The organism is Pseudoalteromonas translucida KMM 520 (assembly GCF_001465295.1).
Classification (GTDB): Bacteria; Pseudomonadota; Gammaproteobacteria; order Enterobacterales; family Alteromonadaceae; genus Pseudoalteromonas; species Pseudoalteromonas translucida.
In genome coordinates this window covers 112983-129710 of record NZ_CP011035.1, presented here as the reverse complement: position 1 = coordinate 129710, position 16728 = coordinate 112983, and the positions used below count along the sequence as shown (strand labels likewise).

At 40.0% G+C, this 16728-nt stretch carries 12 protein-coding genes; 4 read left to right on the top strand and 8 right to left on the bottom strand.

The genetic code is table 11. From position 1 onward, the window contains the following. Positions 1-20: 20 nt before the first annotated feature. From nagA to PTRA_RS16140, 4 genes are all read right to left on the bottom strand, one after another. Positions 21-1148, bottom strand: a complete 1128-nt coding sequence (gene nagA / locus PTRA_RS16155; RefSeq protein ID WP_058374709.1) for an N-acetylglucosamine-6-phosphate deacetylase — start codon at positions 1146-1148, stop codon at positions 21-23. Then, positions 1149-2147 carry a glucosamine-6-phosphate deaminase NagB-II gene (gene nagB-II / locus PTRA_RS16150; RefSeq protein ID WP_058374708.1) on the bottom strand — a complete coding sequence of 333 codons (999 nt, stop codon included), beginning with the start codon at positions 2145-2147 and terminating at the stop codon, positions 1149-1151. Positions 2148-2184: 37 nt separating this feature from the next. Further along, positions 2185-3078, bottom strand: a complete 894-nt coding sequence (gene nagK / locus PTRA_RS16145; protein ID WP_058374707.1) for an N-acetylglucosamine kinase — start codon at positions 3076-3078, stop codon at positions 2185-2187. A gap of 163 nt (positions 3079-3241) precedes the next feature. Beyond that, the gene (locus PTRA_RS16140; protein WP_058374706.1) at positions 3242-5935 is read right to left on the bottom strand and encodes a family 20 glycosylhydrolase; all 2694 of its coding nucleotides are present in this window, start codon (positions 5933-5935) and stop codon (positions 3242-3244) included. An 839-nt stretch (positions 5936-6774) separates the two neighbouring features. Between PTRA_RS16140 and PTRA_RS16135 the strand changes: the two genes are divergently transcribed. The 3 genes from PTRA_RS16135 (at position 6775) to PTRA_RS16125 (ending at position 9069) form a co-directional block, all read left to right on the top strand. Continuing rightward, complete coding sequence (locus PTRA_RS16135) at positions 6775-7788, top strand: LacI family DNA-binding transcriptional regulator (protein ID WP_058374705.1); 1014 nt, start codon at positions 6775-6777, stop codon at positions 7786-7788. 464 nt (positions 7789-8252) lie between these two features. Next, complete coding sequence (locus PTRA_RS16130; protein ID WP_011329756.1) at positions 8253-8657, top strand: cupin domain-containing protein; 405 nt, start codon at positions 8253-8255, stop codon at positions 8655-8657. A gap of 28 nt (positions 8658-8685) precedes the next feature. Further along, on the top strand, positions 8686-9069 hold the full coding sequence (locus PTRA_RS16125) for a VOC family protein (RefSeq protein ID WP_058374704.1): 384 nt from the start codon (positions 8686-8688) through the stop codon (positions 9067-9069). A 192-nt stretch (positions 9070-9261) separates the two neighbouring features. Here the strand turns inward: PTRA_RS16125 and arfA are convergent, their stop codons facing one another. Continuing rightward, on the bottom strand, positions 9262-9462 hold the full coding sequence (gene arfA, locus PTRA_RS16120; protein ID WP_058374703.1) for a ribosome alternative rescue factor ArfA: 201 nt from the start codon (positions 9460-9462) through the stop codon (positions 9262-9264). Between the two features lie 215 nt (positions 9463-9677). Next, complete coding sequence (locus tag PTRA_RS16115) at positions 9678-12221, bottom strand: TonB-dependent receptor plug domain-containing protein (protein WP_058374702.1); 2544 nt, start codon at positions 12219-12221, stop codon at positions 9678-9680. Between the two features lie 494 nt (positions 12222-12715). Between PTRA_RS16115 and hemH the strand changes: the two genes are divergently transcribed. Beyond that, a complete protein-coding gene (gene hemH, locus PTRA_RS16110; RefSeq protein ID WP_058374701.1) occupies positions 12716-13735 on the top strand; it encodes a ferrochelatase in 1020 nt (339 codons plus the stop codon). Positions 13736-13965: 230 nt separating this feature from the next. Here hemH and PTRA_RS16105 read toward each other — a convergent pair whose 3' ends face one another. Beyond that, positions 13966-15123, bottom strand: a complete 1158-nt coding sequence (locus tag PTRA_RS16105; RefSeq protein ID WP_058374700.1) for a benzoate/H(+) symporter BenE family transporter — start codon at positions 15121-15123, stop codon at positions 13966-13968. 184 nt (positions 15124-15307) lie between these two features. Then, positions 15308-16528, bottom strand: coding sequence for an alkaline phosphatase family protein (locus PTRA_RS16100; RefSeq protein WP_058374699.1), 1221 nt, complete (start codon positions 16526-16528; stop codon positions 15308-15310). Positions 16529-16728: the final 200 nt, after the last annotated feature.

Sequence of the window (16728 nt, the reverse complement as noted above, 5' to 3'; positions counted from 1 at the left end):
CTTTATATTTATTATATTTTTTAAAAAAGCTGAGCACCGCCAATCCAGGTGCTAGTTACTTGTTGTTGATCATTTAACTCCACAAAATCGGCTCGACTCCCTACTACTAATCGTCCGTATTGAGCTGGCAAACCTATATACTTAGCCGGATATACACTGGCCATTTTTAGCGCTTCTGAGAACGGTACATGTAAATAATTAACGCAATTTCTTACCGCGGTTGCCATATCTAAAACAGATCCAGCAAGCTCACCTGTGGTTGACGTTAATTTACCGTCATGCAAATAAACAGTGCGGTCAAAAAATGCAAATTCAGTGTCTTTGGTTCCCACTGGAGGCATAGCATCGGTTACTAAAAACACCTTGCCTTTTGGCTTAGCTTTTAATGCCAAACGGCACGATGCAAAATCAACATGATAACCATCAACAATCAATCCGCAACTGGTATTATCATTAAGTAATGCACAACCTACTACACCGGGCTCGCGCCCTTGCAGTGCAGACATTGCATTATACAAATGAGTAAACCCCGTTGCGCCAGCATCTACTGCCTGTTGAGCAACTGCATAACTTGCATTAGTGTGGCCTAAGCAAACATGAATACCGAGTTCGCGCATTTTAACTATATCGCTAGTTAAAACATTTTCAGGCGCTAAAGTAACAATTACTTTACCTAAGTCTTGGCGCGATAATATTTGCCATTCTTGGGCCGAAATAGGACGAATAAATGCTTCGCTATGCGCCCCTTTTTTTGCTACCGATAAATGCGGCCCTTCAAAATGAATACCTATAATGCCCGGTACTTTTTGTGCGATAGCCGCTGCAATCGCATCTGCAGCCTGTTGCATTACCTCAACAGTATCGGTGATCAAGGTAGGCAACATAGCGGTTGTGCCATATTTTGCATGAGCTAACAACATGGCGTTAACTCCCTCTACCGAAAGCGTGTTGTTAAATAACACACCGCCACCACCATTTACTTGTAAATCAATAAAACCCGGTGCCACTAAGCCAGCTAACTTTTCATCATATTGTTGTAAATCGTCATCAATACTAATAATGATGCTATTTTCAATAGACAATACTTTGTTTTTAATAAAGCTTTCTCCATCAAAAAATTGTTTTACATAAATACGTTGTAGTGACATTTATAAGGTCCTTGTTACTTTTTTAAGCCCTTTGGGCTCATCTGGATTAAAACCTCTGCTAAGTGCAACCTTTGCTACATCTAAGTAAAAGCGTTGTAATACCAAAAATGGTGCTAAGCGCGGGTGAATCGTAATATTATTTTGATTTAATTGCACTAATTGAGCACCACGTTGACCCACTTCATTTATTTGCAACTGGTGCGAGGAGGCTGTTTCATCAGCCACAGCACAATTTAAAATAACGAGACCTTGTTCAACTAGCGTCACTGGCCCATGTAAAAACTCTGCACTACTGAATGACTCAGCATGAATAGCGCACACTTCTTTAAGTTTTAAGGCCATTTCTTTGGCTATAGAAAACCCTAAGCCGCGCGCCAACACCACCATATTTTTAACCCCTTCAAGGGCAGATGGGGTAAGTTGCACTGGTGATTCAACCATGGTTTTCATTGCTGTAGGCAGTTCATTTAACGCCGCAATTAATGGCTGGTTTTGCGTCCAATTTGCCACTATATGTACTAAAGCAGACAGCGTTGCTAAATAACTTTTAGTTGCGGCTACCGACATTTCATTTCCTGCTTTTAGCGGTATAATTTCATCCACTATGTCTCGCAGTGGTGAGCTTTCATCGTTTACTAAAGCAATACAGTAAGCGCCTGATTTTTTAGCCATTTCGGCCTGCGCAATAATATCTGGACTGCGTCCTGACTGAGAAATTACAATAACTAATGCATCTTTTAAGTTTAACGACTTACCATACACACTCGCTATTGAAGGTGCTGCTGAACTAACCGGAATACCCGCTTCAATTTCAATTAAATACTTCCCAAATACACCAGCATGATCCGACGATCCACGGCCAATCATCATAACCATTTTAGGTGCAAATTCACGTAGCTTTTGACCTACTTTTTCAACTAATAATTGATTAGCAATAAGCTGTTGCTGAATAATATCTGGCGCTTGCGCAGCTTCTTTTTCCATTAATGTTTGAAACATAATTAATCCTATATTAAGTATTTAACCTAAGCGTAAATTATTTAACTTGTTGCTGTTTGGCATACAGTACCGAACCAATTTCTGGCGGCGATAAAGGGGCTGATAATTTATTTTGTATATCGGCGTCTAGCCAAGGCGTCATGACCTCTGATAAGCCGCCAATTAATGCAAGTCTTGGCGGGGTTTGTGCTAATAATTTACGGGCAATATCGCTAATGTAACTTGCACCATCTTTTATAATCGCTATTGCAATAGCATCATTTTTTGCTGCAGCGCTAAAAACACACCCTGCTATTTGCGCATAAAAAGTGGCTGGCTTATTAGCAATCACTTCAACCATTTGCATCGTATTATTAACCTTTAAATGAGACTGCACTAAATTCGTTAAAGTGGTTTGTGGTGTTAACGTATCAAGCGCCATTAATACCTGCTGGCAGGCAACAAAACCAATCCAGGCACCGCTGCCTTTATCGCCATGAGGAAACCCATGTCCTCCCAACATAAATGATTTATTTTTCACAAATGAAAAGCCACATGAACCTGTACCGGTAATTATTACAGCGCCTTCCTCGCTATGGTGAGCGCCTAAACAGGCAATCACTAAATCAGTGGTTAAATGCATGTTTTTAAAGGGATGCTGCCATTGCTGCATTTGTACAAATAAGCTAGGTAAATTAACACCTGCTAAACCTACACCTGCGATTAACTCTGATAGCGCAACATCTGTTAAGCCCGCATCTTGTAACGCTAAACGTGCCGACTGCTCTATAGAGGTAGTCGCCTGCTCAAACCCATGTAAAGGATTACCTGGGCCTGCAATACCACTGCCTAACACTTCATTTTTAGCGTTAACAATAACAGCTTTACATTTAGTTCCGCCGCCATCTATCCCTATAAAAAGTTCATTTTTATTAATACCACTTGTGAACATTTTCACCTCTAATTGTGTTCAATCCCGCTGCAATCAACCTTAATAAAACAACGACTCTTAGATTGTAATAAATATAATACTAACACAAATGACAGCGTTGTCATTTGCTTTATTTACATATTCATTACTTTTTTGTAATCTTTTTAATCAAAAGGTCAGTGGATCAATTAAATGTTACTTTTAACATGCGCCCATAGCGAATACCCGAGGCAACTTTAGCTCTAACAAATACATCATTATTCACAGCAACGGGGTGCTTATAATCATGCCATTGACCGTCTAATGTTTGGTATTCAAGTAATAAACCTGGAAAGGCAATATTGGCATAAAGCACGCCGCTCTCAATTTTGGCGCCAACACTTGGAATTCGATAATGTACTTTTGCAGCTTCTAATTTAGCAAACTCTTTTAAGCCCATGGTGGCTGCAAAAGTAAGCCATTGTTGATCTCGTTGTTGCTTTAATTGCTTAGTAAAGTGATGGCTATTTTGGCTATAAACACCGCCATTATGGTTGTATGGTACAGCCCAATTCGCGTTATGCCATGCCCGCTCAGCTAAGGATAATAACCGCGGAAAAAGCTTATATTCAGCCATATTATTACTGCGAATATTTTCGCTCCATAATTGTCCCTGTATACCTAAAAATGCTTTATTTTTAGCCAGCGGAGCTGAAATGACGCCTCCTTGCTCATTTACTTTTAACGTATCGTCGGCAACATAAGGGTTATCTTCCCTGTCTAACCAAAACTCAGCATGCACAGGCAGGTTGTCGGGCATAAATTGAAATACTTTTTCACTATTAATTTGGCGCGATCCCCAATAATAACCATGCTCTTTAGGATCTGCTTCATAAGGAAAATCAAAATATAAAACGTCAGGAGTTGAAAGCACTACTTGCCACTTTTGATTTACAAAATTGTGAGCCTGCTGATGTCCATTCCACATTAATAATCCCCAACTATTGGCTTGCACTACTGGGGGCATTTTTTGCGGTTCTGTATGCGATAAGCCGTCGCTCCAAGCAGCGGTTTCAATTTCCATACTCGCTAACATACCCGCTATGCGTTCTATAAAATGACTGCCTAACTGAGATACTTTGGTAATACCTAAGGTATTTTCTTTAATAAAAGTATTACAAGCCACAGATGATACCCAAGCACCTGCGGTTTCATCGGCACCAATATGGTAGCGAGTTAATGGATGCTGCGCTTCATGGTGAATATTTTTTACTTGTTGCATTACCTCAGCTATAAACGCATAAGACGACTCTAAACACACATTAATAGTGTTATCGTTATAATGTTGAACCGACGAATATACTGTTGTATCAAGGGGATCGTGTAACAAAAATTGCTCAGCTTTTAACTTATCACCTTTTTGCATGTAATAATTATAACGCGCTGTCATCGCTTTAATGGCCGCACGCGAATGCCCAGGCATATCTAGCGAAGGGATCACTTGAATGTGCCGCGCACTCGCTGCTTTAAGTATTTGTTGATAGTCAGCAACAGAGTAATAACCATTTACGCTACTTGAGGGATCAACACCTGCACCTAATTGTGGCATTAAACAGTGCTGCTCTGTAGTATCAAAACAACGTTTTGCACCTATTTCAGTAAGCTCTGGCAACGATGGAATTTCTAGGCGCCACGCTTCATCATCACCTAAGTGTAAATGCAATTTATTAAGCTTATAAGCCGCCATTTGATCAAGTAGCTTTAAAATAAATTCTTTATCACGAAAATTACGCGCCACATCAACTAAAACACCTCTAAACTGGTAATGCGGCTGATCGGTAACTGTACCTACCGGCAGTGTGCTCTGGCCCATTTTATATAAACTCGCCAAGCTTTGAATGGCGTAAAATACGCCCGATTCATCACCCGCTTCTATATAAATTGCATCTGGCTTAATTGCTAAAGTATAACGGCCGTTTGGCTGAGTGCTATCGGCTACTAAGGCTAAATTAACACTAACAGCCGCTGTGCTTTTAACTTGCTGTATTCCTAACTGCTCAAAACGTGATATTGCCGCAGCTACCGATTTTGTATTTATATTATTAAAATGAAAATTTAAGCCCGAGCTAACGTCAAGTGTTGCTGTGTTACTAAAGGTTGCTTTGGTGGGAGTAGGAATAATTTGCTGGGCAATGGTCTTACTTAAGCTGTTTTTGTTGTTTATAAACGCCGTAAAGTCATAGTTTTTATTACGTTCGTATAAACTCTCAGCGGTTAACCATTGTGTTTTATCATTTTTGGTGCGCTTAAATTGACGCTCTAAATCTGTATACGGCACAACATAAGGTCGGTTTTCTAACCCTGTATCAGCATCCTGCGTTACTTTGGTACTATTAATAACTTGCGCATAGTCATTATTATTAACCGCAATATAATTTGGCATTGCATCAGATTCTGATAATGACCAAAAGTCAGCATAAAAGGTAATTGTTTTAGTTTCGCCGGCTTTAAAACCCTTAAATTGCTCGCTAAGCTCTATAACATGTAAATCACCATTAACGTGTTTAATAGTGAACTCATCACTTATCGCGGTTTGAATTGGTGTTATTTGGCTAAAATAAACCCTCCACTGCGTATAGTTAATACTATTATTTGCTGTTAACTGTAAATTCACTTTATAACAATTGCCATTGGCAATTTGCTGATCACACTTTGCAGACGGGCGGTTATCGCTTTGCTGATATTTAACTTGTAACGTTTGTGCAATTATGTCAATTGCAGTATTTGTGGCAGGTTCAAGTGTCTGTTTTTTAATTTTTGCAGTATCTTCAGTGTTGCTTTGACAGGCTGTTATGCCAAACGCTATACAGCAGTAAATGAGTAATAATTTTATCGGCATACTTTTCTCTCACTTTATGTAACTAACTAGGCTGCTTAATAAACATACCCTATTACTTATCGATTAAGGTGATTAAAACACCTTAAATTGATAAGTTTATGTTGATTTTTATGCATTAAATTTTAAGGAGAGGTTAGTAAATAAACTAAAAGTTGGCAGTAACTTAACTTTGTTACTTTTTAAAAAAGTAATAAAGAGCTAAAAACAGTAATATTAACTAAAACCTCATGACAACGCTGTCATTTGTGAGTGACTTTACCGTGTTTTTATTTTTATAGCTACATACAAACACATAATATACACAATAAATTCACATCGAAGCTTTAAAAAAACATTATCATCTTGTATTAAAAGGTATTTAAACTATCAAGTAGCATAATTAATAATCAGTGCCGTATGCAAATTAGCTGTCAATTTCAGCGTATTTCTTTATAATTTAACCGTCTATAAAAATAATCGTAGTACTGTTAATAGCCTAATAACTATTAGGGGCTGTTTATCTTTCAAGGTTGAATTTACAGCAGTCTGCTTGGTATTTAAGCAAGGCAGAGTCTATGTGGTGTGGTTATTCCCCATAAATAGGCGATAACGCAGCATCAATGCCAAACATGCGCTGCCCGAAGAGCTCTGCCTAAAGGAAATTGACTCTTTTTTACTTACATGGATGTAAGCCAGTAGAATAACGCAGGAGCAGTTATCGAGCCCACTAGGTTACAAATCTCGCGTCGCGATTAAATCGCCACTAGTTTGAACAAATTTGAATCCGCAAAGGTCAACAGGTCCTAGTACAAGCAAATAAACTCAATACCAAAAATAGCATTTAAAGGTATATTAACTATATGAAAACGACTATAAACGACGTAGCTAAACATGCGGGTGTATCAATAAAAACCGTATCGCGAGTTATGAATAACGAAGCCTCCGTACGTCAGAACACGCGTGAAAAAGTAATGCAATCGGTCAGTGAGCTAAACTATCACCCAAATTTAGCAGCGCGTAGCTTAGCGGGCACAAAGTCTTATAGTATCGCCTACATATACGATAATCCTAATGCTTACTATATTATTGACATGCAAAGAGGGATATTAAATGCATGTAAAAAACAAGGCTTTGAACTACTTATACATCCATGCGATGCAAAAGAAGTCGATATAATTAACGAAGTTACCAGCATGGTAAAACGTACGCGTATTGCCGGCATTATTCTCACCCCCCCCTTTTCAGAAATGCCTAACTTTGTTGAGCAACTAACTCAACTTGATATTAAAATTGTGCGTATTCTTTCAGGGCACAGCGCCCCAGATACATTAACTCCCTGCATTATGATTGACGATAATCTTGCCTCAAAAGCAATTACCGAACACTTAATCAATAATGGTCATAATAAAATCGGCTTTTTAGCTGGGGGAGCTGAGCATAACTCAACAACTGAGCGGTTAGAGGGATACAAAGCAGCTCTCAAGCAATACAATATTGCCCTAGATCCACACCTTATTATTGCCGGTGAGTATTCGTTCGACTCAGGTGTTGCTGGGGCTACTACATTAATAAATCAAACAAACAAACCCACTGCCATAGTCTCTTGTAATGATGAAATAGCCGCTGGTGCATTATTTGCTGCGCGATTAATGGATATTGACGTACCTAAGCAGCTCTCTATTACCGGGTTTGAAAACAGCCCGTTTTCGCGTCAAACTTGGCCAAAGCTCACTACAGCAGATCAACCTAATAATAAAATAGCCGAAGATGCCGCTAACTTACTCATTGCACAAATTCGCAATGGCGACACCCGCGATATTATAAAGCACTACACTCCCGAACTTTTAGTGCGAGATTCAACAACAAAAATTTAAGGGAAAGTACTGGCTTTAGGTCTCAAGTTTTAGGTAGAGATTAGCCAAGCTCGGTGTTTGGGTTTACTTGTAAGTGCGATTTTTACATCGTGCTTTTTTATTAAGCTTTAATTTCATGCCAGCTCTACCGCGCACCGCCTGCCCGCACCGCAGTTTGGTGTGCTGGTAACCGCAAACACACACCAATAAATTTCTACCTACCACTATCAATATCTTACTTGGCGAGCCTTTGCTGATATTTAATTTATTACCGTTAACCTATTTATTCCCCCACCTTTAATTTTTCTACATTGTTACCACTAGGTAAAAGTTATTTGATTTTTATGCCGGTTATCATTTGTGATAAACAATGTAAAGTACGGCTCATGGGTCAAACAGCAGCAATGCACTGACGCTAAGCATTAAAACAAAACACATAATTTATAGATACTGATGTTTCAGTACAGCATATTAGGATCACAATAATGACTCAATCTGTTACCACTAAACTTGCTCAAGAGCCAAGCATTCAATTATTTAAAGCGGGCACTTATAAACTTAACGATCTTGCGGGCTTGCTTGAAGTTAAAGATTTAAAAAGTCAGATGGCAGAGCTGACAGTCACCGATAACTCAAACGGCTTAACGGTTGGTTTTTTTGCTATGCAGCCTGGCGTTGAATTCGAATTTGTTTATGAATTTGTAGAATACAAAGTAATCACTAAAGGCAAAATTGTGATGCGCGATTTACAAGGCAATAAATATGTAGCAGAAGTAGGCGACGTTGTACTTTTCACGCCTAATGTTACCGTTATATTTGATGCTCAAAGTGATGGTGAAGCCGTTTATACCGCACACCGCACTGCAGATAGCATGTTTACACCTAAATAAATTTTATTAAATTTTCGGAGAATACACTATGAGTATATACACACATACAACAGTAGGCACAAACGATTTAAACAAGGCTCGCGCCTTTTACGACAACGTATTAAGTATTATTGGTCTTAAGCGCATTGCAGATTTAGATGACAATGGTTCAATTTGGGGCGTAGACGCACCGTCTTTCTTTGTACTAAAACCTGCCAACGGCCAGCCTGCAACTATGGGTAACGGCACTATGCTTAGCTTTGAAGCACCTGATCGTGCATCAATAGATGCTTTCCATGCTGCGGCTTTAGCTGCAGGTTGCCCTGATGAAGGCGCACCGGGTACTCGCGGTTGGGCTCCAAATGCCTACGCTGCTTATACTCGTGATTTAGACGGTAACAAACTTGCAGTATACTGTTTTAAAGCAGCATAACGTCTAGTATTTGAGCATCAAGCTCCTATGTTATGATAACAGCGGACTGTCGGCCATTTGGGCTGTCAGTCCGCTTTTTCATTTTGCGGGGTAGAGCAAGCTTAGGTAGTGATTAGCTTTGAAAGCCAAAGTATTTGTTTAACCTATCTAGCACCTAATTTTTAACTAAAAGCCCTATTTGATCACAGCTATTTAAGCGGCGATTAAATAGGACTCTTGTCCTGAATGCTTGTTGCTGCGCTTAAAAGAGCCTTTACCTTTTTTAGCTTTAACCACTTGTGGTTTAAACACTTTAGAGGTAACCAGTGCAGCCAACGCATTGTGCCTTATAACACCGCGGCCAGTATCTACGGCGCTGTTAGTGGCCGTTTTTGTTTTCGATTTTTTAGTCATCATTTTTCCTATAAACCAACTAATTATAAAATAGATTGTATGTTACTTATAAGTGGCGATTGTATGCTTAATTTACAAGCTTGCAAGTGATTTAAAGCGCTATTTAAAAAATATGTCACCCCCCCTTTCCCCCTATTTCACTGCCCTTATTAGTATAAAATTAAGGCAAAAAAAAGCGCAGTAAATAACTGCGCTTGTTACTGTTTAGCTAAATATTAAAAGCTAAAGCTTAATTTTGCATAGTAGGTACGGCCATCAAAACCATAAGGTACGGCACGTAATGGGTATTTAAATCCGCCATTAGAGATAAAGTTAAGTACTTCATCATCACCTAATTCATCTGGCGTTTCGTCAAATACGTTATCAGCACCAACCGATACTGCAAACGTATCGTTAATTTGGTAAGTCACGTTTAAATCAACCAATACTGCTGATTCAACCGTACTGGTAGGCTTAAATGAACCCGTAGGTGATAAAAACCCAGGTAACGAAATATGGTCGTTAGCAAAATATTTAACATCGGTTTCGCCAAAGTAGTTAAAGCGTATCATTGAACTATAAGCATCGCGCTCATAATCAAAGGTTAACGTACCACGCTCACCTGGTTGGCCGTCCGTTAAAAAGCTGCTTTGTATGTCATCAAGCGCAACATTTTTTGGAATACCGGGTGCTGCATTTACATTATCAATTTTAGTTTCGTTTAGATTACCCGCAAAAGTAATACCTAAGTTACCACCGTCCAGTTCAGTACGGTAAGATGCAATAATATCAACACCTTGCGTAGTTGAATCTAAAGAGTTTGAGAAGTAGTTTGCTTGCACTGCACCGGTTGCTTGTAATGCAGCAACTGCCTCTGCACTAAATGCCACATCGTCTGCTGACAATAAACTACCTAGCGTTATACGGTCTTTAATTTCTACACGGTAAAAATCAACCGTTAACGAAAGCTCGCTGGTTACATCATAAACAAAGCCTGCGCTTAAGTTTTTAGATGTTTCTAGCTCTAAACTATTAACCCCTAAAGCAGAAGGAAATGCCGAACCTGTGGTTGCTGTAAACGATTGGCTTAACGTACCGTCTGAGCCTAAGTTAGTGGTAAACGCTGTATAGCCACTTTGTTGTAACGACGGTGCTCTAAAGCCTGTTGATGCAGCAGCGCGCACAGCAAAGTCATCATTAAATTCATAACGCGTTGCTAATTTACCAATTAAATCATCGCCTGCATCCGAGAAATCTTCGTAGCGCAGTGCACCACTTACGTTCCATGCATCGGTGATCATGGTTTCAGCATCTACATAAAATGCATAGCTGTCGCGGCTTTGTGAATTTGACGCTTCAGGGCGCAAACCGTTATATGCTTGAAAACCACACTCAGCAAATTGATTAGGATCGTTAACTGACGGATACGAGGTATCCATGTTAGCTAGGCCACACGCATAAGAAGCTTCTTCCCCTGGGACTATTTCGTAATTTTCTTTACGATATTCTGCACCAAACGACAAATAAAGAGGCTCACTACGACCAATATCTATGATGCCATTAATATCGGCATTCACTGTAGTTTGATCAAAGCGAAAGCCACCTGAATACCCACCACTTGGGCCCGCATTAGCCGCTATATCAGCGTCACTCGCATTTGGGTTATTAGCAACATACTCTGCCGCATACGAGGCATTAATGCTGTTACGCGACGTAAAATCGTATTGGTTTTCACCATACACTGCCGATACATCGTATCCCCAGTCGGTATTTATTTCGCCTTTAAGTCCAAGCGCAATTGAAATATCTTGTGCTTCGTTAAAAATCTGCGGTAAAAAACCATCTGCGTATACTTGAGTTACGTTTTTACCAGCTTCATCAAAGTTTCGGTAAAAACCATTACCTAAAGCGGTACGTTCAGAATAGCCACCAAATGAGTAAAGCTCATTATCGCCACCAACTGGCAGTGCCATATTATAAAACAGTGAGGTAAATTCGCTCTCTGCATTACCTTGGCTCCAGCGTACATCTTTAGAAAGCGTACCAGGTGCTACATCGAGTGAACCGCCAATATCGCGCTCTGCACGGTTAGTGCCCTCGGCATCACGGTGCTCAAGTGATAGATTAATAAATCCACCTTCGCTGCCTAAATCAAAACCGCGGTTTAAACCAACCGATACTGTTTCGCCATCGCCTTCGCCTGTTTCGCTATATTGTACATAACCTGTAGTAACGCCGGTTGAGTTATTAAGCGATAAGTTAATAACCCCTGCAATAGCATCAGAGCCATACTGTGCTGCAGCACCATCGCGCAGTACTTCAACACCTTTTAAAGCAACTAGCGGAATAGCATTCATATCGGTACCCGCCGAACCACCGCCAACCGTACTTGTTAAACCAAAAATGGCTTGGTTATGACGACGCTTACCATTTATTAATACTAATGTTTGATCTGGCTGTAAACCACGTAAAGTAGCAGGTCTAAATAAATCAGAGCCGTCTGAAACTTGCGTACGCGAAAAGTTAAATGAAGGTGCGGTTGCTTGCAAGCTTTGCCCAAGCTCGGTAAAGCCACCTTTATTTAGATCGTCCGCGTCAATTAAATCAATAGGAGATGAAGATTCAGTAGAAGTACGATTAGATACGCGTGACCCCAATACTGATATTTGCTCAATGTTTTTTACAGCTTTAACCGGTGCTTCTTGTGCGTTAACAATGCTTGGTGCACTAAAAGCAAAAGCAACGGCAACAGCGAGTGTATTTAAACGATATGTTGACATAGTGACGACCCTGTTTTGTGTGTTCTTATAATTTATGAAAGGTTGTTACATACAAACCTTGCTGACAACATCCTAGCAACATATATAAATAAAAAGATACTAAAACACATAAATAATTAGTCTATGTATGCAAATAACTTCCAAAATAGAAAATTAACACCTTAAAGCGATTAAAATACCAACAATTCAGCATTTTATTTTAAATATTAAAAAGTTAACGTATTATTCACACTGGTCTTCAACTCGCAAACTGCTCGTTTTACAGCCAAACTGCGGTTACTTAGCTTTACAGCCTGTAACCTGGTGTTTACAGTGCACTAAAATGGAACATTTTTTAGTTTCTACATAAAAAGTAACAACCTCAAAGTATCTAATCGTGCTGATTTTTTTAAATTATAATTAAAACAACTAAATGATTGATCTAAACAGTGCTTTTTTTCGTTACACTATGCCTTAATAGTTATTTCTGAATACTTTGCTTGAAGGAGCATAACGTGTCGCGATTCTCTGCCGTTACCGATAATCCCCATGATGGGCGTTTCAATCAAAAAACAGGCATATTACTTACCAACTTAGGCAGCCCTGATGCGCCAACAGCAAGCGCTTTGCGTACTTATTTACGTGAGTTTTTATCAGATCCACGTATTGTAGAAATACCACGTTTTGTATGGATGATTATTCTCCATGGTATTATTTTACGTATTCGCCCAAAACGCTCTGCCAAGCTTTATGAAAGTATATGGACCGAAAACGGCTCACCACTTACCCACATTACTCGCCAGCAAAGCCTAAAATTAAATGCGCTATTAAAAGAGCATGGCTATACCAATACCGAAGTGGTTATGGCTATGCGTTACGGCAATCCTTCAATTGAAGCTGGGCTGGAACAACTTCGTGATAAAGGCCTTACGCGCATAATTGTATTACCGTTATACCCACAATACTCAAGCCCAACTACGGGCTCAACCTTTGACGCGGTATCAAACGTGCTGCGTAAATGGCGTTGGGTTCCTGAGCTACATTTTATAAACGGCTATCACAAAAACACCCGTTACATAGAATCGTTAGCCAACAGTATTAGCGAAGATTTAGCAGCCAATGGCATGCCACAAAAACTCGTTTTTTCGTACCATGGTATGCCTAAACTGTTTTTAGAACGAGGCGATCCGTATCACTGTTTATGCCTACAAACCACGCGCTTAGTCGTGGAAAAGCTTGGCCTTGATAAAGACCAAGTAATAAGCACCTTTCAAAGCCGCTTTGGTAAAGCAGAATGGTTAAAGCCTTATACCGACGCTACGCTTGAAAGCTTTCCTGCACAAGGCATAAAAGATATTGCCATAATTAGCCCTGCGTTTAGTGCTGACTGCTTAGAAACCCTCGAGGAATTAGAGGGCGAAAACCGTGAAATATTTGAACATGCTGGCGGTGAAAAATACCGTTACATTGCAGCACTAAACGAGCGAGACGATCACATAGACGCCATGTTTGATATATTAAAACCAATGTTGTAAAGGCAGCAAAAGAGTAGGTTTTAGATATCAGGCTTTAGGTATTAACTGACTAAGATAGGTTTGCTGTAGCTGTAGTTTAATCGCACTTTTAGTAAAACCTTTTGTCTGCTTAGTGCCTTGCGCACGGAGCAAAGTGAAAGTTCACCACAAAGGAGTAGTACCCAGTGGTGAATTTTTTAATTTTTATACGCCTAAAACCTAGCGCCTAATCGCTTCCCTACAACCTACTTTTAACCCTTACGGATAATAAATAGCGTTAATACGCCGGCTATAATTCCCCAGCAGGCTGAACCTACCGACCACAGAGTTAAATCTGACGCGGTGACTAAAAATGTAATTATGGCGGCTTCGCTATATTGTGAGCTGTGCAGCGCTTGCTGTAGGCTTGACGCAATGGTGCCAAATAATGCAATACCTGCTAAGGCTAAAATTAATGCTTGCGGTAAGCTGGCCACTACGGCCACTAATGTTGCTGCGCACAGCGCCATAATAATATAAAAAACACCACCGGCTATGCTCGCCCAATAACGTTTATCGGGGTTTTTATCTGCATCTTCACTCATACAAATGGCAGCCGTTATGGCGGCTAAATTAATTGAATAGGTGCCAAATGGCGCTGTTACTAAATTAATAAAACCCGTTACATTGAGTGACGCCGAAATAGGCGCTTTATAATTATGGGCTTTTAGTACCGCAATACCGGGTAAGTTTTGTGAGGTCATGGTCACTATATATAAAGGAATGCTAATACTAATAAATGCCTGAAAATTAAAACTGGGGGCTATATAAGCAAAACTACTGGCTTGCCATTGCAAGCTGCTGGTATCAATATGGCCCATATTCCACGCCAGTAACACACCGGTTATTAGTACACTTAACATAGTAAAACGTGCAAAGTAACGTTTACCTATACAATAAACTAATACCATTAAGCCAATCATTAACGGTAATTCGTTCATAAAGTTAAATACGTCAATGCCAAAAGTAACTAATACTCCCGCAAGCATGGCACAAGCAAGCTCACTCGGAATACGGTTCATAACTTTTTCAAACCAGCCCGTCACTCCCGATAAAAATACCAATAGTGCACAGAGCATAAATGCCCCTACAGCTTCATTTAGGTTATAACCATCGGCAGTAGAAATTAGCAGTGCAGCCCCCGTGGTCGACCACGCTATTAATATTGGCACTTTATAATAATACGATAAAATAATAGAGGTGCTGCCCATTACCAAGCCCAGCATTAAAATCCAGCTGGCTACTAGCTCAGGCGTACCGCCAAGCACAATAACTACCTGGTAAATCAGTGCTACTGAGCTGGTAAAACCAATAATAACGGCCACCAACCCTGCCATTACACGGCTAACTAACTGATCAATCCCTGCCATAAGTTTCTCTATTTATTATTGTTATATTTTTTAACATACGTGGCGGTTAAATACTTTGCAATTAGCAAGAGGTCTAATTTGAGTGAAAAATAGTCATGTCAGTTTACAGGCATAAAAAAGCGGCTAATTAGCCGCTTAGGTATTATGTAGTTTACAGCCTAAGCTGTTATTTTTAGACTACAGATTAATGTACTATCATTTTTCGCTGCACAGCGGGCATTAAGCTTTTACCGTCGCCGTCGGTTTTACTGAGTAGTTTTAGCCCCATTATTTTTGCCAACACCGGATAAATATCTAAGTTATTAACTTGCTCAATACTCATGCCCTTTTTAAACGCAGGGCCAACAGCTAAAAAGGTTGCAGCCATATCATCGGTATAAGCATAACCGTGGGTACCTATAGGGCCTGCTTTTTCTGAACTAGCAAATATTGCCGGTGCCGTTGTTTGCACTACAATATCGCCTACACGGGTGCCTTTATCATAATGATAGCCCGCTAACTGCTCAGCCGTTAATACCGTATAACGCCCTTTAGCTGCTTGTTGTAAACGCGCTTTATAGCCCTCAACATCGGCATTAACCGCCTCTGGTTTTGTATAAATAAGTAATCGCGGGCCAGTGTTTTTTACTAAAAAGTTGTCATCTTTAGGTAAACTACTAACTAATATGCTTTTAGCTGGATCAAGCTGCGCCATACCATGATCCGACACTATCACTAAGTTTACTTCTTGATCTAATTTGTTTAAACGTGTTTGTAACTGCCCCATTAACTCATCGAGTTGTTTAACTGCATCGCGCGTTTGAATCGCATCGGGCCCATATTTATGCCCCATGCTATCTACCAATGAAAAATAACCTGCCACAAACCGTGGGCGCTGCGCTTTAGGTAAACTTAACCACTGCACGATTTGATCAACCCGGTCTTGGTAGTCACTATGCTGCGAGTAATGAAAATAGTAATCAGGGGTCATGCCGTTAAAACGCGCATCCGACTCAGGCCAAAAATAAACCGCCGATTTAAGCCCCTGCATTTTAGCCAGGTTCCACAACGGCGTACCGCTAACCCAAGTACTATCGGTAAAGCCTTTACCCATGCTATAACATTCATTATTACGGGCTTTATCACAAAATCTATTGTCAACAATGCCATGATTAACAGGGAGTAAGCCGGTAATAATTGAAATGTGGTTAGGAAACGTTTTAGTAGGATAAACCGGAATCAACTTTTGCGCTCTAACACCGCGCTCACCCATTGCTTTTAAATTAGGCGCACCATGTTTTTCTATATAATCCCAGCGCATACCATCAATTGATATAAGTACTACAGTTTGCTCTTTTGCGGCAAACGCATTACTCATCCCTAATAAAAGGCAAACCGATATTGCCTTTATAATCCACTGTTTCATTTTAATACCCTGTTTAACATTACGTTTATTTATAAAATATGTGTGCAAATGAGCGCGTTTGGCTCATCTCTACTGAAGCGCTAAAAATTAAAAGCTACGCTTTTCGCGCCAGCAAGCTATGCGCCTACAAAGTAACAGCGCGAGGTAAACTCCCGCCTACCTACAATCACCGCACTGGGCTAATCTTTACCTGACATCTA

What these genes read in the sequence shown, in the direction of transcription:
- nagA (WP_058374709.1), bottom strand. Translation starts at nt 1,148, where the DNA reads ATGTCACTACAACGTATTTATGTAAAACAATTTTTTGATGGAGAAAGC.
- nagB-II (WP_058374708.1), bottom strand. Translation starts at nt 2,147, where the DNA reads ATGTTTCAAACATTAATGGAAAAAGAAGCTGCGCAAGCGCCAGATATT.
- nagK (WP_058374707.1), bottom strand. Translation starts at nt 3,078, where the DNA reads ATGTTCACAAGTGGTATTAATAAAAATGAACTTTTTATAGGGATAGAT.
- PTRA_RS16140 (WP_058374706.1), bottom strand. Translation starts at nt 5,935, where the DNA reads ATGCCGATAAAATTATTACTCATTTACTGCTGTATAGCGTTTGGCATA.
- PTRA_RS16135 (WP_058374705.1), top strand. Translation starts at nt 6,775, where the DNA reads ATGAAAACGACTATAAACGACGTAGCTAAACATGCGGGTGTATCAATA.
- PTRA_RS16130 (WP_011329756.1), top strand. Translation starts at nt 8,253, where the DNA reads ATGACTCAATCTGTTACCACTAAACTTGCTCAAGAGCCAAGCATTCAA.
- PTRA_RS16125 (WP_058374704.1), top strand. Translation starts at nt 8,686, where the DNA reads ATGAGTATATACACACATACAACAGTAGGCACAAACGATTTAAACAAG.
- arfA (WP_058374703.1), bottom strand. Translation starts at nt 9,462, where the DNA reads ATGACTAAAAAATCGAAAACAAAAACGGCCACTAACAGCGCCGTAGAT.
- PTRA_RS16115 (WP_058374702.1), bottom strand. Translation starts at nt 12,221, where the DNA reads ATGTCAACATATCGTTTAAATACACTCGCTGTTGCCGTTGCTTTTGCT.
- PTRA_RS16105 (WP_058374700.1), bottom strand. Translation starts at nt 15,123, where the DNA reads ATGGCAGGGATTGATCAGTTAGTTAGCCGTGTAATGGCAGGGTTGGTG.
- PTRA_RS16100 (WP_058374699.1), bottom strand. Translation starts at nt 16,528, where the DNA reads ATGAAACAGTGGATTATAAAGGCAATATCGGTTTGCCTTTTATTAGGG.